Source organism: Microbacterium oxydans, assembly GCF_000956525.1.
GTDB classification, from domain to species: domain Bacteria; phylum Actinomycetota; class Actinomycetes; order Actinomycetales; family Microbacteriaceae; genus Microbacterium; species Microbacterium oxydans_A.
This window is the reverse complement of the sequence record NZ_JYIW01000021.1, coordinates 162,332-182,687: the sequence shown is the minus strand read 5'-3', so window position 1 is coordinate 182,687 and position 20,356 is coordinate 162,332. Positions and strand designations below refer to the sequence as shown.

Genomic DNA, 20,356 nt, shown 5'->3' with positions numbered 1-20,356 from the left:
CCCGACGAGCGCTTCTCCGTCACGTTCCGCGGTTCACTCGATCTAGTTGAGACAGGGAGCGGAAGGGGGCGCTTCCTGTGGACATCTCGAAGTTGGACGTCGATGAGGGATGCGTGGGGGGCGCCACCTCCCCGACCGGACAGCCTCGTGCGTGTCGGAATCGTCGGGTGGGAACCGCGGGGGGCGGTTCCCACCCGACGTTGCCGCCTCAATGCGCGATGAAGTTGTAGATGTTGCTCGGGCCGTAGTCCCCGCTGTGCGGGTCGTAGTGACGCACCTTGACCGTATGCCTCCCAGGTCTGACGGCGAAGTACTCCCGCCAGAGACCGTTCGCGGGGGTGGTGATCGTCTGCAACGCGGTCGCACCCTCGATCTCCCGTTGCAGCACCGTCCCAGCCGGCGCACAGAACGAGAAGAGGAACTCCGCCGCCGAGACTCTCTGAAGAGGACGGGGTGAGAGCAGCTCGGGAGGCGCCGACACCGTGTACGCCATCGGCGCGGATGTGGGCGAGGTCTCCGAGTCGGCCGTCTGACGAGCCCGGACCGAATGCGTGCCGACGGTTCCGGTGGTGACCCGCGCGGTCCAGGCTCCGGTGCTGTTCGCGGTCGCGGTGCCGACGACCGCCCCGCTCTCGTCGACGAGTTCGACCTTCGCCCCAGGCCGCGCCTGGCTGCCACCCGCACGCGGATAGAGTCGTGCGTCGGGCTGCTGCAGAGCGGCGATCGGAGCCTCGAGCGGCGGCCGGGGAGGTCGCTCCCGAGACGGGGGCGGTGAGCCGGCCCCGGGCGGCGTCTGATCCGACGGGCCACGCGGCGGGCGCGTCTGGACTCCGGTGTCTTCGGCCAGCGGCGTCGAGATCGGATCCGCGCTGTCACTCGGACTCGGGCTCGCGCTCGGGCTGGCACTCGGCGCGGGAGCGAGCGCCGGACTCGACGGCGCTGCTGCGACGCTGCTGGAATACGCGGCTCCCGCGGCGCGACGCGGGTCCGGGGAGGCGGTGATCGTGTTCGCTGCGATGACGACGCCGACGACGAGAGCTGCGACGCCCAGCCCGGCGGCCGCGACCTGGGGACGTCGGAGATCGTGCTTTCCGGCAGCGGCGACCCCGGTCGACACCGGGGCTGCCTCGACCGGTGGGAGCGCTGCTTGCGGCGGTGCGGGTGCGGCGCGGAGCGTGGAGTACGCGGTGGCACCGACAACCCCCGCCAGGACAGGAAGGAGCGCGAGCGTCAGGTTCGAGAGACGCTCGGCTTCCTCGAGTGCGGCCGGACACGTCTCACAGGTGGCGAGATGAGCGGTGAGCTTCCGCTCCGTGCGCGGGGACAACGCCCCACGGGCGTGGCCTGCGAGATGCGTGATCGCGTCGGCGCACCCGGGTGTCGGCGCGTCGGCGAGCTGGGCGGTGATCCACGCGTCACGCAGCGCTCGTTTGGCTCGCACCACGAGAGCGGAGACGGCGTTCGCAGGGATGCCGACGTACTCGCTGATGACGCGGGGCTTGAGTCCGTCGACCTCGCGATACCAGAGAACCTCCTGCCACCTGGTGGGGAGGGACAGGAACGCCGCGGCCACGTGGCTGCGTTCGGAGGCCTCGATCACGACGTCCTCCCCACTGGGGGCGGCGACTTCGACCGTCGCCTCGTGCTCCCGCTCGGCGAGTGCCGACTGCCTGTTGAACTGGTAGCGGCCGACGTTGCGCACCGCTGTGACGAGGTAGGGACGGAACGCTATTCTGGGTCCTTTCCCGTCCTTCATCGCCTCGAGGACACGAGTGAAGGCTTCGGAGACGATGTCATCCGCGTCGAGGTGCCGAAAGGTCCGCGCGACCGAATACGCGACGCCCGCGTGCCGACGCCAGAGCGCCGCGAAGGCGTCGGGGGAGCCGCGTTGCGCCTGCTCCAGCAGCTCCTCGTCGGAGAGTCCGTGCATCTCGATGCTCTGAGGGGTGGTGTTCATCAACTCGGGCCTTGCGGTAGTGGGGTAGCTGCAGACACAGGGGAAGTAGAGCCGTCAGGGGCGGAGGGGAGTGGGGTGTGCCACTGACGGCCCTACACGGTCGGACCGATTGGCCCGATACCGGTGGGCCCGCTGAATGCGGTGCCCAGTGGTTCCCCGGACACTGCGTGTGCAGTGTTCGAGGAACCACATGTCACAGCTCGCCGGGGTCGAGCTGTGTCTCACGGCGGCGGCGCGCGAGGAACAGGAAGCCGAGGACCAGCAGGAGTGCACCGGCCACACCTCCTCCGATCCACGCGGCCCCGCCGGTGTTCGCGAGGCCCGGAGGCACCGCCGTCGTGACCGTGACGCAATCCGGGTCCATCGACTCCGGAGCGCAGTTCGCGCCGGACTCGACCGGAGTGATGACGACGTTGCGGATCGCGCCGACGTCGCGAAGCGTCACCGAGTACGTGACGCTCACGGTGCCACCGACGTCGACGGCACCCTGCCACGACAGCACGGGACGGTCGTAGGTGGCGCCGTTCGTGGCGTCGCCGTTGTAGGTCGCGATCTTGAGGGCGGATGTCAGGTCCTCGGTGAACGACGCCGGCTCATCCTCCGTGTACGGCACGCGTCCGGTGTTGGCGACGGTGATCGTGTAGGTGATCGTGTCACCGACGGCGGCGCTCGCGCGCGACACCTGCTTCGCGACAGTGAAGGCTGCGATGGGCGTCTCGACGACACAGTCCTCGGAGCACGTCCCGCCGGGGCCGTCCGGCACGACGACGTTGCGCAGCAACCGGTCGCCGGTGGCTGGCTGATTCACCGTCACCGAGTAGGTGACCGTGGTCTCCTCCCCGACCTGGAGCGGGCCCGACCAGTCCACTGTGCCGCCGAACACCGTGGCGCCGTTCGTGACGTCGCCGTTGTAGGTGGCGTCGTCGAGCACGCCCGTCAGGTCGTCCGAGAACGACGCCGGGTCGGCATCGGTGTACGGGACCTTGCCGGTGTTCGTCACCGTGATGGCGTAGGTCACGACGCCACCGAGCACGACACTGTCGGTATCTGCGCTCTTCTGCACCGTGAACGACGCGATCGGAGTGTTCGTCACGCAGCCTGCCTCACCGCACGCTCCGCCGGGTGCCGACGGTGCGACGACGTTCCGGAGGATGAAGTCTCCGGTGACCGGGTCGTTCACCGTGACCGAGTACGTCACCTGCACGATCTCGCCGACCGCGAGAGGACGCGACCAGGTGAGCGTCGTGCCGGCGACCGAGCCGCCGAGCGACACGTCGTCGTTGTAGGTGGCGTCGTCGAGCACGCGGGACAGGTCGTCGGCGAACGCGGCGGGCTGGTCGGCGGTGTACGCGACCTTGCCCGTGTTGGTCACGGTGATCGTGTAGGTGACGACGTCGCCCGGGAGGACAGCGCCGGGGCTGACCGTCTTCTCGACCGTGAACGATCCGGCCGGCACGTTGGCGACGCAGTCGGGATCGGTGGATCCCGACTCGCAGTTGCCGCCCGTTCCGGGAGGAGTCACGACCGCGTTCTCGAGCGAACGGTCACCGGAGGCCGGGTCGTTCACGGTCACCGAATAGGTGATCGTCACGACCTCGCCGATGCCGAGCGCTCCCGACCAGCCGAGGCTCGGTGCCGCATACACGACGCCCGCTCCCGTGCTGCTGGCGACGTCACCGTTGTAGGTGGCGTCGTCGAGCACAGCGGAAAGGTCGTCGGAGAACGCCGCCGGTGCGACGTCGGTGTACGCGGCCTGACCGATGTTGGTCACCGTGATCGTGTACGTCACGGTCTGACCCGGGACGACCTCGGTGCTGTCGGTGGACTTGACCACATGGAAGGATCCGATCGGAGTGACCGTCTCACAGACGTCAGCGCACGTTCCGCCGGGGCCCGTCGGGCTGACGGCGTTGTGGAGGAGGAAGTCACCCGTGACGGGGTCGTCGACCGTCACCGAGTACGTGATGTCGAGGCTCTCCCCTGCGGGAAGTGCGCCGGACCAGGTCAGGGTGCTGCCGGTGACCGTCGCTCCCGAGGACGCGTCGTCGTTGTAGACCGCATCGTCGAGCACACCGGACAGGTCGTCGGTGACGGACGCCGGTGCGGTGTCGGTGTAGTCGACGCTGCTGGTGTTGGTCACCGTGACCGTGTACGTCACGACGCCTCCGGGGAGGGTGCTGGTCGTGTCCACCGACTTGTCGACCGTGTACGACGCGACCGGCGTGGTCGTGGCGCAGCCACCCTCGGCGTCGCAGGTTCCGCCAGGTGCCGTCGGCACGACGGTGTTGAGCAGGTCCTGGTCGCCGGTGATGGGGTCGTTGACCGTGACGGAGTAGGTCACCTCGATCGCCTCTCCGGCCGCGAGCTCGCCCGACCAGGTCAGCGTGGTGCCGGTGACGGAGGCGCCTGCAGAGGCGTCGCCGTTGTAGGCGGCGTCATCGAGCACACCCGAGAGGTCATCCGTGAAGGATGCCGGGGCGGCATCCGTGTAGTCGACGTCTCCGGTGTTCGTCACCGTGACGGTGTACTCGACGACATCGCCCGGCATCGCGGTCGTGGCGTCGGCGGACTTGGCGACGGTGAACGACGCCATCGGCGTCTCGACGATGCACTCGCCATCCGGGTCGCACTCGCCACCGGGGGCCGTGGGAACGACCGCGTTGGCGAGCGTGCCGTCACCGGTCGCGGGGGCGTTCACGGTGACCGAATAGGTGACCGTGACGGTCGCACCGACCGCCAGGGCGCCCGTCCAGGTGAGCTCGTCGCCGGCGACAGCGCCGCCAGCCGTGATGTCACCGTTGTAGGTGGCGTCGTCGAGCACGGCGGACAGATCGTCGGAGAACGACGCCGGCACGGCGTCGGTGTACGGGAACTGACCGGTGTTGGTCAGCGTGACCGTGTACGTGACGACGCCGCCCGGAGCCGTGGTCGCCACGTCAGCCGTCTTGGACACGGTGAACGACGCGATGGGGGTGACGGTGCACTGCACGGTCGCCGGGTCGCACTCAGCGGGCGGGGTGGTTCCCGGGACGACGAGGAAGTTGTCCGCGCTGCTGTCGCCCCGATCGGACACCGCCTTCACGGTCACCGTGTACGTGATCCGAGCGGTCTCGCCCGCTGCGAGCGTCCCTCGGATGGCCAGGATGTCGTCCGTCGGGCCGTCGACGGTCACGGAAGAAGTGTCGGACTCCGGGTCCACCGTCAACGTCGCGTCGTCGAGCACATCGACGAGGCTGTCGTCGCGATCGACGTCGACGACCGTCGCTCCGGTGTTCCGCACGGTGATCGTGTAGGCCAGTTCCGTTCCCTCGACGACAGGCGTCTCGGATGCCTCGACGGTCTTGGCGTACGTCACACCCGTGATCGGTGTGACGGTGCAGTCAGGACGAGCCGGGTTCGTCGGCTCGCAGACCGGGCCGGTCGGAGGGGTCTCCCCCGGTGCGAGCAGGAAGTTCGCCGCGATACTGTCTCCGCGATCCGCGTCGGGGAGCGCGGTGACCGTGTAGGTGACGGTGTACCGCTCGCCTGCTGGCACCGAACCGGTCACCGAGATCCGTGCTCCGTCGCGGACGACGGCGAGGCCGTCGGCCGACGCCGGCTCGGTGGTGACGGTCGCGTCGTCGAGCACGTGGGTCAGGTCATCGATCGCGTCGACGTCGGCCGCGCTCTGTCCGTCGTTGTCGAAGAACAGCGTGTAGGTGATCGTCGATCCGGCGACCACGGGGTCGGAGGACGGGCTGGCCGTCTTCCATTGCGTGAGACCAGCGCCCGGGATCGTGACGGTGTCGCATCGCACGAGACCGACGCCGACCTCATCGGTGGGGACGCACGCCAGGTTGGTCAGCGTGTTGTCGCCCTCGCCCGTGTACGTGACGGAGTAGGTGATGGTCGCCGACGCGCCGGCGGCGAGCGCGCCGTTCCACGAGAGGGTGTTTCCGTTGCGTGAGGCTGATCCGACGTCTGCGGTCAGCGACGCATCATCGAACGTCGCGTCGTCGAGGACCGAGGTCAGATCGTCGGTCGCCGAGGCGGGCGCCGAAGCGGTGTACGCACCGGGGCCGACGTTGGTGACGGTGATGCTGTACTCGACCTCGGCGCCGACCGCAGGGAGCGCAGTCTGATCCGCGGACTTGTCGATCGTCAGCGCGGGCAGCGGATACTGCTCGACGGCGCAGGGCTCACCCGTGCTCGGGTCGGTGCCACCGTCGGCGTCGCACGCCGGTGTCACCGGGTTCTCGGGGTCGACCGGGCGCCATGCGACGTTGCGGACGTCCCTGTCTCCCCCTGCGCGGATGGTGACGGTGTAGGTGATGGTGACCGACGCTCCTGCGTCCAAGGAACCGGACCATGCGATCAGCGGCTGAGCGTACGAGAGGGCTCCCGCGACGCTCGCGGTCGCGTCGTCGTTGTAGGTCGCGTCGTCGAGCACTCCCGCCAGATCGTCGAAGACGATGGCAGGGTATTCATCGGTGAACGCCGAGGCGCCCGTGTTCGTCGCGGTGACGCTGTAGGTCACGACGTCGCCGACGCGGGTGTCGGCCGTGGCGTCCGACGGCTTGTCGACCGAGAGCTGGGGGATCTGGACATTCAGCGCGTGGTCTTCGACCTCGCCGGATGTCGCGAGTCCGCGCGGTTCACCTGCGCTTTCTGCCGTGTCTGCGATGCGCAGGCGCAGAAAGGTGGAGTCGTCGCCGAGCGAGTCGACCGTGTCCATCGGCACGGTCCATGTCAGAGCGACCTCCGTGGTCCCGACGCACGGCACGACGTCGGACCGTTCACCGGTATCGAACACTCCATTGCCGTTCCAATCGATCCACCCCGAGACGAATCCCGGTCCGGTACAGCGCACTCCTGGGAGGGTGTGGGTGTCTCCCGGCGTCACCGAGAGCAGGCCGATCGGATCGATCGCGTCTTCATCGGACGCCGCGTTCCCGTTGACGTCGTCACCCAGTGCGTCCGGGCTGCCCTGGTACACAGACTCAGCGTCGACGGTCGCGCCGAGTCGCGTGTTGGGCTGTCCCTGCGTCGCGAGTCCGAACGAATCCGAGGAGATCACGGTCTCGCCCACGGGCATCGTGCCACCCTGCCACGTCGGCTCGAACAGCGCGCCGGCCTCGCCGTAGCTCGAAGGAGCGTCGCCGAAGTCGGTCTGGAGCATCACGCCGAGCGCGATCGCACTGCGTCTTGCCCCCTTGATCTGAATGTCGGCACTGGTCGCGCCGTCCATGAAACCGACGGCCATCGGACCCGGTTCGCCGGTCGAGAAGAAGCACTCGCGGCCGTCAGGACGCAGCCTCAGCGTGTTGTCGGCGCTGAGCAGGCCGAGACCGTCGGTCGCGCAATCAGCAGCCGTGTGCCGGTCGATGATCCGCCAGACCGCAGGCTGCCGCGGGGTCGCCTGGATGTATTCCGGGAAGGTGCCGGGCTCGGCCCCGTTCGGCCAGTTGCTCGCTTCCGCGTCAGCGACGACGAGACCCCGCAGCGGGACTGCCACCCCGTCGAGCGTCACCGCGCAGGAGAACCGGAAGTCGATGGTGTCTCCGCTGTCCAGGTTCGACAGTCCGGCGACCAGCTGGTTGGCGCCATCGGTGCCACCGACGTTGTACAGGTCGTCGAGGGCATCTCCGGCCCAGTCTCCGGGGCGGTAGGCCGACAGCGGCCCCCCGGTGATGTTGCTCACCGTGCATGTGGTCGCGAGTGTCTGCCCGTCGATGACGCGGGTGTTCGTGCGAGTCGCACCTTCTGCGGGGATCGCTGCGTCTGGCTCGCCCCACTCGAACCAGTCGAGGGAGTCGAGGAGTCGACCGGAGCCGCCGGCTGCATACTCCGCATGCGCGGCCTCTGCGTCGAAGACGATCGGGATCGCGGTGAGCGCGCCGCCAGCGAGCACGAATGAGAGCACCACGCTCAGGCAGAACCGCGTCCGCGGCGCTCGAAGGGCCCCTCCCGACGTCATGGAGACGGTCGCTCCCCGTCTCTTCGTCTTCCGTCTACCGGAACCCCGTGCACGCAACATCGCCATCCTCCCGACAGCCACCGGTCGGACGTTCGTCCAACACATACCCGATTACGCGCTCCCCGTTTCGTGACGCGAAATCAGGAAGTTCGTCAGAACGTCTCGGCGCTCTCGCGGGGCGCCGATCAGTCGGGCCTCAGGACTGGATCCGATCGCGTGGAGGCGCGACAGAATCCGCCCGCGCCTCGAGGACGCGGGCGGATCGACGCGGGTCTGTCAGGGACGGGGGCCGTCGGACGACGGATCCACGCGCACGGTGGCACCGCCGCCCGAGTCCGCACCGCCACCGCCGGCCGGGGTGTCTCCGACGTACAGGAGCTCGCCGTCACCCTCGCCTTCACGCGCCTCGAGGTGTTCTCGGATGCGGGCAGCAGCATCCGACTCGGCCGGTGTCGCGACGTTCGCCGGGCCCGATCCTCGTTCGTCGTCGCCGTATGCCGGGACGCTCACTCGTCCGCGCTCCTGAGGTCGGTCGGCTGGTCTGCGCCGGATGTGTCGGGCTCATCGCCCGGCGCGAGGTCGCCCTCGCCGTTCTCACCGAGTTCCGCGTCGAGCGGCTCATCGCCCTGGGTCTCGGGCTGCTCGCCGCCGACGGGGGCCGCTGCCGCTTCGCGCGCTTCGACGGTCTCCTCCTCCTCTGGCAGGAGCGGCTCTTCGGGAACGTGGGGAAGGTCGGGCAACGGCGCCTGGCTGTTCGCGAGTGCATCGGGATTCGACATGGTGTCCTCCGCTCATCGGGAATTCCGAGCTCCAGGATCATGCGGATACCGGTACAGCACACGGCCGTTGACAGCAGCGGACGGTGCGAGTAGCCAGCGCTCGTCAGACCTCGAACACCGTGCGCCCGTCGATCACGGTCCGCACCACCCGTGCGACGAGCAGCAGCTCCGGGTCGGCGTCGAACGGATCCGTGTCGAGCACGGCGAAGTCGGCCGCATAGCCGAGCGCGATCCGTCCGAGCCACGAGCCGTCGCCGACGGATGCGGCGGCATCTGCGGTGGCATGCGTGATCGCGCGCTCCAGCGGCAGTGCGAACTGCGGGTGCACGGCCGGCACCGCGGGGTCGAGCGCGGATGCCCTGGTCGTGGCGACGTACATGTTCGCGAGCGCCTCGAACGGCGCCGTCGGCGCATCCGTCGAGAAGGCGAGCAGCGCACCGGCCTCCTCGTACTCCGGCCACGCGAATGCCCGCTGCGTGCGCTCGTCGCCGCCGAGCTGAGCCGCCCAGTTCGAGAAGATCGCCGTCCGTCATCGCTGTATGCCGATCACCCGCGGACGTGTGGCGCCCCGAGGACGACACCCGCACCCTGGGTCGGATCCTCGACGGTTCCGAACGCGGCGACGCCCGCTCCGACCGCACCTTCGAGCTGGGGGTCGGCCTGCTCGTGGAGAGCCTGCGGGCGAGACTCGCCGCGATCAGGGGCTGAGCGAGGCGAGCGATCCGACTAGCGACGGCCGCGGACGAAGACCGGAACGGCATCCTTCGCCGCCGCACAGCTGTCGACGAGCGCTTCAGAATCTCCGAGGTTCGCCGTGACATCCTCGGGGTCGACATCGGAGTCGGCACTGAGGTAGTCACCCTCGTGGCGGACCCGACGGACCACGTCATACACCCGCAGAGTCCTCCCGCCGCCGATCGTGACCTTGACACCGTCACGGGCGGCGATATGCCCGCCCGACTTCGTGGGTCGAAGTCCGCGGGCGAGCAGAACGGCCTCGAGGGCCTTCCGATTTCCGGCGTGCAACGCGTCAGCTGCCGTCTCCGGATCGGTTCCGACCACGGCCGCGGCCGTCGCGTGGTGCACCCGCGCCTTTGCGATCAGCTTGTCAGCGCCGGCGGCGTCTGGCGGACACTCTTCGAGCTCTCCCCTCGCGATCATGCCTTCCAGCTCGCGTTGCCCGAAACTCATGGCAGCAAGTCAAGCACAGGACTGCTTCGCACCCGATATACGAGCTCTTCGTCTCCCCGCTCCCACCGGGCCCGGCTGAGGAAAGTGACGTGAATCTCCCGTGCGACCTCCTGCTCGACCGACTCGATCGCCTCGTACACGGCCGCACGCACCGGATCGCCGACGACCAGGAGATCGATGTCGTTCGGGTTCGCGCCAGGAAGGCCGTGACTTCTCGCCGCGAAGGAACCGAAGATCAGGGCGCGATCGATCCCCGGAACGCCTCGGAGCACCTGCGCGAGAAGTCGTTGCGGACCGGTCGCGATCGACACAAGCGCCCTCAGGTGAGGCGTGGCCGGGTTCTTCTCGTCAGCCACGAAAAGCGCCGAGCGTCCGATCCGAGAGGCGGTGAATATCCCGGCATCGGCCAGGCGTCGCAGCTCACGGTTGGCGAGTGGCTGAGATATCCGGGCCCGCCGGACGATCTCAGACGTCGAGATGGCCCCTTCCGCACTGAACACAGCCTCCAGCACCGCCAGTTGAGAATCTGAACGGAAGATCGGGAGAGACGAGCTATGCATATTCTTTATATTACAACAAAGAATGTGCATAGTTCAGGCTTCGTCGGGCGCCGGATCTCGGTCGTCAGGGACTCGTCGGCTGCAGCCCGTGCCAGAAGATCTCGCTCGCGGTCTCGACGAGATCGCTGGCCGGCACTCCATCGAGCAGCCCACCTGAGGCCAGCGTCGCGACGCCATGGAAGGTCGCGAACGCGGTGAGGGCGATCCGCTGCGGGTCACCGGGTCCGATCGCGCCGATCCGCTGCGCGGCATCGACCACGCGCATGGTGACCTCCATCGAGGCATGCCCGGCCGCGATGAGCTCCGCCCGAGCATCCGGCGCGTGCTTGAGTCCGAACATGAGCGTCAGGAGCGTGGGCTGCGCGAGTGCGAACGCGACGTATCCGCCGGCGAGCTCGTCGAATCGACGCCGCACCTCCTCCGAGGTCGCGACCTCACCCCGCGTCACCTCGTCGAGTGCGGCGGTCAGGCGGTGGAAGCCGTCCTCGGCGAGCGCGTCGAGCAGCGCCTGCTTGTCGCGGAAGTGCCGACCTGGCGCGGCATGGCTCACGCCGGCGTCGCGCGCGAGTTGGCGCAGCGACAGGGCATCGACGCCGTCGACCTCGATGCTCGACCGTGCGGCTTCGAGGAGCGTGCGGCGCAGATCGCCGTGGTGGTAGCGCTGTTCGGGCACGGGTCCATCGTAGCGATTTGATGTAGACATTGACAACACCTCGCGATGCGCGCACAATGATGTCACTGACAACATACGAAAGGCAGCATCATGGCGCTGGACCTGCGCGGAGGCACCGCACTCATCACCGGAGCGAGCTCTGGACTCGGCGTCGAGTTCGCCAGACGTTTCGCCGCACGCGGCTCGAACCTCGTGCTCGTCGCCCGCCGCGTCGAGCGCCTCGAGCAGCTCGCCGCCGAACTCCGGACGACCGCAGGGGTCGAGGTCGAAGTCGTGCCGGCAGACCTCGGCGTCCCCGGCGCGGCATCCGCCCTCCTGCAGGAGGTCACCGACCGGGGCATCCGCATCACCTCACTCGTCAACAACGCGGGCTTCGGATCCCACGTCGCCTTCGATCAGGTCGACCCCGCACGCATGACCAGCGAGATGCAGCTGAACGTGCTCACCCTCGTCGAGCTGTCCCGCGCGTTCCTGCCGCAGCTCCTGCAGGGTCACGGCGCACTCGTCACGGTCGCGAGCACCGCGGCGTACCAGCCGACCCCTGGAATGGCGGTCTACGGCGCGACCAAGGCATTCGTGCTGAGCTTCACCGAGGCGCTCTGGGCCGAGGCCCGCGGCACCGGGCTGCGGGTGCTCGCCGTGAGCCCCGGCTCGACCAAGACCGAGTTCTTCGAGGTGGTCGGCACCGACGCGGCATCCGTCGGCCGCCAGCAGACCGCTGGAGAGGTGATCGACACGGCCTTCCGCGAACTCGACCGCGCGAACGGAAAGCCGAGCGTCGTCTCGGGCATCAGGAACCACCTGCTCGCACTCGGCACCCGTCTGCTGTCGCGACGCGCACTCGCGCAGACGAGCGCCCGCCTTCTCGGCGATGTTCGTCTCGGGCAGTCCCGGGCGTCCGTCGGCTGAGCGGGCGGCAGGTCAGGCGGTTCGCGGCGCGGCCGTCGAGCCCCGCACGATCAGCTGCGAGCCGAGCGTGGCGACGGCCTCGATCACGCCGCCGGCCATCGCCTGCAGCAGCAGGTCCACTGCGAGGGCGCCGCTGCGCTCGATCGGCATCCGCACGGTCGTGAGCGCCGGTGTCACGGCGCCGGCGAGGTCGATGTCGTCGATGCCGACGATGCTGATGTCGGCGGGGCAGCGTCGACCGAGCTCGAGCAGGCCGGCCTCGAGGCCGAGCGCGACGAGGTCGTTGTAGGCGACGACGGCCGTGGCACCGCTCGCCGCTGCGGGTGCTGCGGCCGCGCGGCCGCCCTGGATCGACGCGGCATGGTGACTGAGCGGGGTGAGCCGGATGCCGTGACGCTCGCAGGCCCGCGCGATCGTGTCGGCGCGACGGACATCGGCCCAGGATCCGCGCGGTCCCGCGGCGTAGGCGATGTGGGTGTGGCCGAGCGCGGCCAGGTGCTCGATGGCCTGGCTCGGGCCGTTCTCGGTGTCCATGAGCACGCAGGGCGCGCCGTCGATCTGGCGGTTCACCACGACGTAGGGGGTGTCGCCGACGAGCGCCAGCACCTCGGCATCCGGCAGTCGGGGCGAGCACAGCAGCATGCCGTCGAGCTTGCGGGCCTGCTCGATCTGCTCCCGTTCGCGGCGGAGATCCTCATCGGCATCGAACAGCACGATGCGGTGACGCCCGTGCCACGCCTGACCCTGGATCGCCTTGAGCAGCGTGGCGTAGACGGGGTTCGCGACGTCGGGCACGACGACACCGAAGGTGCGGGTCGCGGTGGCCGACTGCGTCGTGGCGTAGCCGAGGTCGGTCGCGGCCTGCAGGACCCGCTCGAGCGTGCTGCCGGCAAGTCGATCGGGCTCACCGAAGGCGCGTGATGCCGTGGCGATCGAGACGCCTGCGCGCCGTGCCACGTCTGTCAATGTCGCTGCCACTATCGCCTTCACCTTCCCCCGTCATCCTATGATCGTGCATCCCGATGTGAAACGGGTTGACAAGTTTGTACAACTCATACATCATCATTTACATGACGATCATCGCCGATCACCCTCGACCGAGCCGCGCGGGCATCCTGCACCTCGGACTCGGCAGCTTCCACCGCGCGCACCAGGCCGTCTACACGGCAGCAGCGATCCAGCACGCCGGCGGCGACTGGGGCATCGTCGGCGTCGCCTCCCGTTCGCGCACGGTCGTCGACGCGATGCACGCGCAGGACCACCTCTACACGGTCGCGACCATCGCCCCCGACAGCACCTCGCTCATGATCCCCGGCGTGCACACCGACGCCTTCGTCGGCGCCGAAGAGCCCGGCCGCGTCGTGTCGCAGATCGCCGACGCCGGCATCCGCATCGTCACCCTGACGGTCACCGAGAAGGGCTACAGCTACTCCCCCTCGTCGCAGGCGCTCGACCTCGACGACGCCACCGTGCGCGCCGACCTCGGCGGCAGCGACCCCCGCTCGACGATCGGTCAGCTCGCCCGCGGCCTGCAGGCTCGTGCGGCAGCCGGCGGCGAACCGATCTCGATCCTCAGCTGCGACAACCTCGCCGCCAACGGCAAGCACACCGAGAAGCTCGTGCGCGAATTCCTGCAGGCGCTGCCGCAGGCCGAGGGCGCCGACGCACTCGCGTTCCTCGACCGCGCCGTCACGTTCCCCTCGAGCATGGTCGACCGCATCGTGCCGGCGACCACCCCCGAGCTGCGAGCCCGCGTCAGCGCGCTCCTGGGGACGCACGACGAGATCCCCGTGCCGGCCGAACCGTTCACGATGTGGGCCATCGAAGACAGCTTCGCCGGCGGGCGCCCCGCCTGGGAGGCCGGCGGCGCGGTGTTCACCGATGAAGTGGGCCGCTACGAGCAGATGAAGGTGCGCCTGCTCAACGGCACGCACTCCCTGATCGCGTACCTCGGCGCGCTCCGCGGTGTCGGCACGATCCCCGAGGCCATCGGTCTCGGCGAGATCGCGGATGCCGCACTCGCGGTCCTGCGCGGCGAATACGAGCCCTCGATCGAGGTGCCGTCGGGCGTCGACATCCGCGCCTACGAGCGCGAGCTCTTCGAACGCTGGGGCAACAGCGCACTCGGCCACCGCACCAGCCAGGTCGGCACCGACGGTTCGGTCAAGTTGCGCCAGCGCATCCCGGAGCCGGCGATGCTCGCCCTCCGCGCCGGCGAGATGCCGCACCTGATCGCCCTGACCGTCGCCGGGTACCTCTCGTGCATCGCCCCGCTGCCCGGCTTCGACCCCGGAGCGCATGCGGCAGCGATGACGGATGCCGCGCGCGACCGCCTCCAGGCCCTCGCCGCGACCGCGCGCGACGGCCGTGAGCTCGCCGAGCGTGTGATCGCCGAGCAGCAGCTGTTCGGTGATGAACTCGCAGCACAGGACTCGTTCATCGATCGCGTCGGGGAGCTCATCGACACGATCCGCCGTCGCAGCGTCGACGCAGCGATCGCCGATGCCCTCTCGGCATCCCAGACCACCACGAAGGAGATGCAGCCATGAAGGCTCTCGCCATCCACGGCAAGGAAGACATCCGCTGGGAGGACCGCGAGGTCCCGACGCCCGGTGACGGCGAGGTGCGCCTTCGGGTGAACTACGTCGGCATCTGCGGATCCGACCTGCACTACTACTTCCACGGCGCGAACGGCGAGTACACGATCCGTGAACCGTTGACCCCCGGACACGAGCTGTCCGGCGTGGTCGACCTCGACCCCTCCGGCCGCCTGGCGCCGGGCACCCCGGTGACCGTGCACCCCGCCCGCTACGGCCCCAGCATCCCCGGCCTCGAGGACCGCCCGCACCTGCGCCCCGGCGGCGACTACTTCGGCAGCGCCGCGGCGAACCCGCACCGTCAGGGCGGAGCATCCGAATACCTGGTGGTCGAGGAGCAGATGATCCGCGTGCTGCCAGCGTCGCTGCCGCTCGAACGTGCAGCGCTCGCCGAGCCGCTCGCGGTCGCGATCCACGCCGTGAGCCTCGCGGGCGACATCACCGGCAAGCGCGCGCTCGTGATCGGATCCGGCCCCATCGGCCTGCTCGTCGTCGCCGCTGCCGTGCACGCCGGAGCCGAGGTCGTCGGCGCGAGCGACCTGCGCCCCGAGCCCCTCGACCGCGCCCGGTCGCTCGGTGCCACCGAGGCGTTCCTCGTCGGCACCGACACGATCGACGACGAATCGTTCGACGTCGTGTTCGAGTGCTCCGGCGTCGGGGTCTCCCTCACGCAGTCCGTCCGCGCCGCGCGTCGAGCCGGCACGATCGTGCAGGTCGGCATGCTGCCGAACGCCGAGATCGGGGTGAACCTCGCGCCCATGCTCGCGAAGGAGCTCACGATCCGCGGCGCCTTCCGCTTCTCCACCGAGATCGACGACGCGGTCAGCATGCTGGCCGAGTCGGATGCGCTCGACTCCGTCGTCTCGCACGTCATCCCGGCATCCGACGCCGTGCAGGCGTTCGCGCTCGCTCGCGACTCGTCCGCTTCAGCCAAGGTCCTGCTCTCCCTCTAGCGATACCCCCCCTGTTCCTGGTCCAAAGGAGTACCTTCCATGTCCGAACCCCAGACGACGGCACCGTCCGTCGACGACCCCACCGCGAAGAGGTCGGTCAAAGACCTCGTCCGCGCCGCCGTCTCCGGCTGGCTCGGCACCGCCCTCGAGTTCATGGACTACCAGCTCTACTCGCTGGCAGCCGCGCTCGTGTTCGCCGACCTGTTCTTCTCCTCCGAGAACCCCGCAGTGGCGGTCGTCGCCGCGATGGCCACCTACGGCGTCGGCTACGTCGCCCGCCCGGTCGGCGCGTTCTTCTTCGCCCGCCTCGGCGACCGGACCGGCCGCACGAAGGTGCTGTTCTACACGATCCTCCTGATGGGGCTCGCGACCACCCTCATCGGCTTCCTGCCGACGTACAACCAGGTCGGCGTCCTCGCGCCGATCCTGCTCGTGCTGCTGCGCATCGCGCAGGGCTTCGGCGCGGGCGCTGAGATCTCGGGCGCCGGCGTCATGCTCGCCGAGTACGCACCGGCGAAGCGCCGCGGCATCATCGCCTCGCTCGTCGCACTCGGCACCAACTGCGGAACCCTGCTCGCCTCCGGCATCTGGGCGATCCTCCTCGTCGCGTACAGCGAGCAGGAGGTCATCGACTGGGCATGGCGCATCCCCTTCATCGGCAGCGCGATCATCATGCTCTTCGCGATCTGGGTGCGCTTCAACCTCAAGGAGACCCCGGTCTTCGAGGAGCGCGAGGATGTCGTCGACGGCAAGGCGCTCTCCCGCGAGGAGACGATCCAGCTCGCCACCGAGACCGGCGACGTGCGCACGCTCGAGGCCATGAACCGCAAGCCCTGGAAGGCGTTCTCGATCGCCCTGCTGCTGCGGTTCGGCCAGGCCGGCAACTCCGGCATGATCCAGACGTACCTGATCAGCTACATCACCGTCGTGCTGCTGCTCGACCGCTCGATCGGCGTCAACGCCGTGATCGTCTCGTCGCTCGTCGCGTTCATCACCGTTCCGCTCTCGGGCTGGCTCGGTGACCGGTTCGGCCGCAAGCGCATGTACATGATCTGGGCGGTCATCGCGCTCATCATCATCATCCCGACGATGCTCATGATCAGCAGCGGCGTCACGCTGCAGGTCTTCATCGGCTACGTCGTGCTGCACAACCTCGCGGTGATGAGCTTCGCATCGCTCGAGAACCTCACGCTGCCCGAGCTGTTCGGCGCCCGCAACCGCTACACGTTCACGGCGATGGCACGCGAGATCGCCGCCATCATCGCGACCGGTGCGGGCCCCGTCATCGCCGCCGCGTGGGTGTCGGCCGTGACCGGCTCGTTCATCCCGATCATCATCATGCTCTTCATCTTCACGCTGAGCGCGCTCATCGCGTCGATCTGGATGCCGGAGGTCGCCGGACGCGATCTGACGGATCCGCGCGACGCGATCTGATCGAACCACCCCCACTCGGGGTGCGGCCGACCCGAACGGCCGCACCCCGCACCACCCCCACTGCTGAGGAACCCCTGCCATGACCATCGAGCTCGTCGACGTCAACATCACCAGCCCCGGCCGCAACTTCGTGACGCTGAAGATCACGACCTCCGACGGCATCACCGGGCTCGGCGACGCCACCCTGAACGGCCGCGAGCTCGCGGTCGCCTCCTACCTCGCCGATCACGTCGCATCGATGCTCATCGGTCGCGACGAGGACCGGATCGAAGACACCTGGCAGTACCTCTACCGCGGACCGTACTGGCGCCGCGGCCCGGTCACGATGGCCGCGATCGCCGCCGTCGACATGGCGCTGTGGGACATCAAGGCCAAGAAGGCCGGCATGCCGCTGTACCAGCTGCTCGGCGGGGCCAGCCGCGAGGGCGTCCGCGTCTACGCGCACGCCTCCGGCACCGACTACGCCGCCCTCAAGAACGCGATCACCGGCTACGAGGAGCTCGGCTACACCGCGGTGCGCGTGCAGACCGGTGTTCCCGGCCTCGGCCAGATCTACGGCGTCTCGAACGCCGGCCCCGGGGTGCGCTACGACTACGAGCCCGCCAAGCGCTCAGGCGACCGTCCGAGCGAGGAGCGGTGGGACACCCGCAACTACCTGAACCACATGCCGGGGATCTTCTCGCAGATCCGCGAGGACTTCGGCACCGACCTGCGCATCCTGCACGACGGCCACCACCGGATGACGCCGATCGAAGCCGCGCGCTTCGCGAAGGACATCGAGCCCTACGACCTGTTCTGGCTCGAGGACTGCACCCCCGGCGAGGACCAGACCGCGCTGCGCCTCGTGCGCCAGCACTCCACGACGCCGCTCGCGATCGGCGAGGTCTTCAACTCGGTGTACGACTACCAGACCCTCATCACCGAGCGCCTGATCGACTACGTCCGCTCGGCGGTCACCCACACCGGTGGCATCACGGCCATGAAGAAGCTGCTCGACTTCGCCGCGATCTACGGCATCAAGTCCGGCATCCACGGTCCGACCGACATCTCGCCGGTCGGCATGGCCGCAGCCCTGCACCTCGACCTCGCGATCCACAACTTCGGCATCCAGGAGTACATGCCGCACAACGAGCAGACGCTCGAGGTGTTCCAGACCTCGTTCACCTTCGACAAGGGCTTCCTGCACCCCGGCGAGAACCCGGGTCTGGGTGTCGAGCTCGATGAGGATGCAGCAGCCGGGTACGACTACACGAAGGCGTACCTGCCCGTGAACCGCCTGCTCGACGGCACTGTTCATGACTGGTGAGGTCGCCCGGGTCGCGCTGCCATCGCGCAGCGTCGACTCGCGGCTCATCGTCGTCGCCAGGGCGCAGCGTGCCGAGGACTACGACGCCGTGCTCGATGTGCTGATCGATGCCGGCATCCGCAGCGTCGAGCTGACGCTCACCACACCAGGCACGTTCGACCACTTCCCTCGACTGCTCGCCCAGTTCGGTGGCGCGGCCGATCTCGGGATCGGCACGGTGACGTCGTCCGATCAGCTGTCGCGGGCGGTGGATGCCGGGGCGCACTACCTCGTGACCCCGATCACCTCCGCCGAGTTCGTGCAGCAGGCGACGGATGCCGGTGTGCCGATCGTCCCCGGAGGCCTCACCCCGACCGAGCTGTTCGCGTCGTGGTCGGCCGGAGCATCCGCCGTGAAGATCTTCCCCGCTGGGCAGGTCGGCCCCGCGTATCTGAAGGATCTGCGGGGGCCGTTCCCCGACCTCGTCGCGGTGCCGTCCGGCGGTGTCGATCTCGACGGAGCAGCCGCATGGCTCGCCGCGGGCGCTGTCGCCGTGAGCGTTGGCGGGCCGCTGCTCGGCGACGCGTTCGCTGGCGGCGACCTGGTGGCGCTGCGTGACCGCGCCCAGGCCTTCGTCGAGGTCTGCGCGCGGTGACCGCTGCATCCGTCGTCACGTTCGGCGAGACCATGGCGCTCGTGCGCACGACCGAGATCGGCTCATTGCGGCACGCCCACGGCATGGCCCTCGGCATCGGCGGCGCCGAGACGAACGTCGCGATCGGGCTGGCCCGCCTCGGCGTCGCTGTGTCGTGGCTGGGCCGGGTCGGCGACGACTCGCTCGGCGAGCGGGTGGCGCGCGAGATCCGCGCCGAGGGTGTCGACGTCCGCACCGTGGTCGATACGGATGCTCCGACCGGCCTGATGGTGAAGGAGCGGCCGTCCGCCGCATCCACCGCCGTGCACTACTACCGGGCCGGGTCGGCCGGCTCTCGCATCGCCGATGCGGATCTGCCCGATGGGTGGATCGAGGATGCTTCGCTGCTGCACGTCACCGGCATCACGCCGCTGCTGTCGTCGACGGCCCGTTCCGCGGTGCTCGCTGCGGTCGCTCGCGCTCGATCCGCCGGGGTGCGGGTGAGCTTCGACATCAACTACCGCTCGGCGCTGGCAGCTGCGACCGTCGCCGGCCCCGTGCTGCGCGAGATCGCGGAACTCGCCGACATCGTGTTCGGCGGTGCGGACGAGTTCGGCATCCTGTACCCGGAGGCGTCGTCCGCCGAGGCGGCTGCGCTGCTGCGGGACGCCGGATGCGCGACCACCGTTCTGAAGCAGGGCCCGGCCGGTGCGACGGTGTTCGCGGGCGATGCGGTCGTCGAGTCATCCGGATTCGTGATCGACGCGATCGATACGGTCGGCGCCGGAGACGCGTTCGTCGCCGGCTACCTGAGCGCGCTGCTCGAAGGACTCGATGTCGACACGACCCTGCGCCGCGCGAACGCCTGCGGCGCCATGGCCTGCCTCACCCCCGGCGACTGGGAGGCCGCGCCAACGCTGCGCGACCTCGCTCGCTTTCTCGACGGCGATTCGGACCCGGTTCGGCGCTGAGGGGTTGGGGGTGCAGGCGAGGCGCGGCGCGGATGCCGCACGACGGTCTTCGCTCGGTGAACGTGTTCGAGATGCGACGGGCGCTGCGGTACTGATAGCAGTACCTATGTCAACTTAGGTCGACTCTGGCGGTGCGGGCCCCCTCCCGGGGCAGTGTTACCCACTTTCGTCGGTGCAGCCCGAGGGTGATGTGACGGGTCTGCTGCACGCGGATCCCTCCGCAGCGCAGCCAAGTTCTCATCACTGGGCCGGAACTGCTACGTTCCCTTCATGATGGTGTGGATCGTGTACTTGGAGGATGCTCCTGGTTTCCTCGGAGTGTTCGACGTCGAAGATGACGCGTACGAGTTTCAGGAGAAGTACGCAGCGGACAGTGGCCTGTCCGTCTTGCTGACACCAGTCACGGTTCCGTATCGGGCAACAGGCCTGAACATGGATCTCTACTCTCAGTAGGACT

The 20,356-nt window shown here is 68.9% G+C and carries 17 protein-coding genes; 8 read left to right on the top strand and 9 right to left on the bottom strand.

Annotated elements, in window-relative coordinates:
* Positions 1-208: 208 nt before the first annotated feature.
* The 5 genes from RS83_RS18235 to RS83_RS06210 form a co-directional block, all read right to left on the bottom strand.
* Positions 209-1,957 carry a sigma-70 family RNA polymerase sigma factor gene (locus tag RS83_RS18235; RefSeq protein ID WP_052678912.1) on the bottom strand — a complete coding sequence of 583 codons (1,749 nt, stop codon included), beginning with the start codon at positions 1,955-1,957 and terminating at the stop codon, positions 209-211.
* A gap of 193 nt (positions 1,958-2,150) precedes the next feature.
* Positions 2,151-7,862, bottom strand: coding sequence for a CshA/CshB family fibrillar adhesin-related protein (locus tag RS83_RS06225; protein WP_052678910.1), 5,712 nt, complete (start codon positions 7,860-7,862; stop codon positions 2,151-2,153).
* A 327-nt stretch (positions 7,863-8,189) separates the two neighbouring features.
* Positions 8,190-8,423: a hypothetical protein gene (locus RS83_RS06220; protein ID WP_045278650.1), complete on the bottom strand. Its 234-nt coding sequence runs from the start codon at positions 8,421-8,423 to the stop codon at positions 8,190-8,192.
* Complete coding sequence (locus RS83_RS06215; RefSeq protein ID WP_045278649.1) at positions 8,420-8,692, bottom strand: hypothetical protein; 273 nt, start codon at positions 8,690-8,692, stop codon at positions 8,420-8,422. Before RS83_RS06215 ends, RS83_RS06220 begins: the two co-directional genes overlap by 4 nt.
* 103 nt (positions 8,693-8,795) lie before the next feature.
* A complete protein-coding gene (locus RS83_RS06210; protein WP_231587733.1) occupies positions 8,796-9,212 on the bottom strand; it encodes an amidohydrolase family protein in 417 nt (138 codons plus the stop codon).
* A 38-nt stretch (positions 9,213-9,250) separates the two neighbouring features.
* Between RS83_RS06210 and RS83_RS18720 the strand changes: the two genes are divergently transcribed.
* Positions 9,251-9,400 (top strand): hypothetical protein, encoded by a 150-nt coding sequence (locus tag RS83_RS18720; protein WP_156153136.1) that lies wholly within the window; start codon positions 9,251-9,253, stop codon positions 9,398-9,400.
* Positions 9,401-9,418: 18 nt separating this feature from the next.
* Here RS83_RS18720 and RS83_RS06205 read toward each other — a convergent pair whose 3' ends face one another.
* The 3 genes from RS83_RS06205 to RS83_RS06195 are packed head-to-tail and all read right to left on the bottom strand — an operon-like array spanning position 9,419 to position 11,116.
* Positions 9,419-9,883 (bottom strand): hypothetical protein, encoded by a 465-nt coding sequence (locus RS83_RS06205; protein WP_156153135.1) that lies wholly within the window; start codon positions 9,881-9,883, stop codon positions 9,419-9,421.
* The gene (locus tag RS83_RS19090) at positions 9,880-10,473 is read right to left on the bottom strand and encodes an ArsR family transcriptional regulator (RefSeq protein WP_156153134.1); all 594 of its coding nucleotides are present in this window, start codon (positions 10,471-10,473) and stop codon (positions 9,880-9,882) included. Before RS83_RS19090 ends, RS83_RS06205 begins: the two co-directional genes overlap by 4 nt.
* Before the next feature lie 34 nt (positions 10,474-10,507).
* A complete protein-coding gene (locus tag RS83_RS06195) occupies positions 10,508-11,116 on the bottom strand; it encodes a TetR/AcrR family transcriptional regulator (RefSeq protein WP_230114985.1) in 609 nt (202 codons plus the stop codon).
* A 90-nt stretch (positions 11,117-11,206) separates the two neighbouring features.
* Between RS83_RS06195 and RS83_RS06190 the strand changes: the two genes are divergently transcribed.
* Entirely contained in the window at positions 11,207-12,025 is an 819-nt protein-coding gene (locus RS83_RS06190; protein ID WP_045278644.1) for an SDR family NAD(P)-dependent oxidoreductase, read from the top strand.
* Positions 12,026-12,037: 12 nt separating this feature from the next.
* On the opposite strand, the gene RS83_RS06185 is transcribed toward RS83_RS06190, so the two are convergent.
* Positions 12,038-12,982 carry a LacI family DNA-binding transcriptional regulator gene (locus tag RS83_RS06185; RefSeq protein ID WP_231587731.1) on the bottom strand — a complete coding sequence of 315 codons (945 nt, stop codon included), beginning with the start codon at positions 12,980-12,982 and terminating at the stop codon, positions 12,038-12,040.
* Between the two features lie 113 nt (positions 12,983-13,095).
* Here RS83_RS06185 and RS83_RS06180 point away from each other — a divergent pair, with 113 nt between their 5' ends.
* The 6 genes from RS83_RS06180 (at position 13,096) to RS83_RS06155 (ending at position 19,899) form a co-directional block, all read left to right on the top strand.
* The gene (locus tag RS83_RS06180) at positions 13,096-14,574 is read left to right on the top strand and encodes a mannitol dehydrogenase family protein (RefSeq protein WP_045278642.1); all 1,479 of its coding nucleotides are present in this window, start codon (positions 13,096-13,098) and stop codon (positions 14,572-14,574) included.
* A complete protein-coding gene (locus tag RS83_RS06175; protein ID WP_045278641.1) occupies positions 14,571-15,575 on the top strand; it encodes an L-idonate 5-dehydrogenase in 1,005 nt (334 codons plus the stop codon). The genes RS83_RS06180 and RS83_RS06175 overlap by 4 nt, the downstream gene beginning before the upstream one ends.
* Before the next feature lie 39 nt (positions 15,576-15,614).
* Complete coding sequence (locus RS83_RS06170) at positions 15,615-17,009, top strand: MFS transporter (RefSeq protein WP_045278640.1); 1,395 nt, start codon at positions 15,615-15,617, stop codon at positions 17,007-17,009.
* Between the two features lie 79 nt (positions 17,010-17,088).
* Positions 17,089-18,315 (top strand): D-mannonate dehydratase ManD, encoded by a 1,227-nt coding sequence (manD, locus tag RS83_RS06165; RefSeq protein ID WP_045278639.1) that lies wholly within the window; start codon positions 17,089-17,091, stop codon positions 18,313-18,315.
* The gene (locus RS83_RS06160) at positions 18,305-18,949 is read left to right on the top strand and encodes a bifunctional 4-hydroxy-2-oxoglutarate aldolase/2-dehydro-3-deoxy-phosphogluconate aldolase (protein ID WP_045278638.1); all 645 of its coding nucleotides are present in this window, start codon (positions 18,305-18,307) and stop codon (positions 18,947-18,949) included. Before manD ends, RS83_RS06160 begins: the two co-directional genes overlap by 11 nt.
* Entirely contained in the window at positions 18,946-19,899 is a 954-nt protein-coding gene (locus tag RS83_RS06155) for a sugar kinase (protein WP_045278637.1), read from the top strand. The genes RS83_RS06160 and RS83_RS06155 overlap by 4 nt, the downstream gene beginning before the upstream one ends.
* The last annotated feature ends 457 nt before the right edge of the window (positions 19,900-20,356 follow it).

Excerpts from the sequence above, each read along its gene's own strand:
- RS83_RS06190 (WP_045278644.1), top strand. The coding sequence starts at position 11,207 with ATGGCGCTGGACCTGCGCGGAGGCACCGCACTCATCACCGGAGCGAGC.
- manD (WP_045278639.1), top strand. The coding sequence starts at position 17,089 with ATGACCATCGAGCTCGTCGACGTCAACATCACCAGCCCCGGCCGCAAC.
- RS83_RS06205 (WP_156153135.1), bottom strand. The coding sequence starts at position 9,883 with ATGAGTTTCGGGCAACGCGAGCTGGAAGGCATGATCGCGAGGGGAGAG.
- RS83_RS19090 (WP_156153134.1), bottom strand. The coding sequence starts at position 10,473 with ATGCACATTCTTTGTTGTAATATAAAGAATATGCATAGCTCGTCTCTC.
- RS83_RS18235 (WP_052678912.1), bottom strand. The coding sequence starts at position 1,957 with ATGAACACCACCCCTCAGAGCATCGAGATGCACGGACTCTCCGACGAG.
- RS83_RS06160 (WP_045278638.1), top strand. The coding sequence starts at position 18,305 with ATGACTGGTGAGGTCGCCCGGGTCGCGCTGCCATCGCGCAGCGTCGAC.
- RS83_RS06215 (WP_045278649.1), bottom strand. The coding sequence starts at position 8,692 with ATGTCGAATCCCGATGCACTCGCGAACAGCCAGGCGCCGTTGCCCGAC.
- RS83_RS06170 (WP_045278640.1), top strand. The coding sequence starts at position 15,615 with ATGTCCGAACCCCAGACGACGGCACCGTCCGTCGACGACCCCACCGCG.
- RS83_RS06175 (WP_045278641.1), top strand. The coding sequence starts at position 14,571 with ATGAAGGCTCTCGCCATCCACGGCAAGGAAGACATCCGCTGGGAGGAC.
- RS83_RS06180 (WP_045278642.1), top strand. The coding sequence starts at position 13,096 with ATGACGATCATCGCCGATCACCCTCGACCGAGCCGCGCGGGCATCCTG.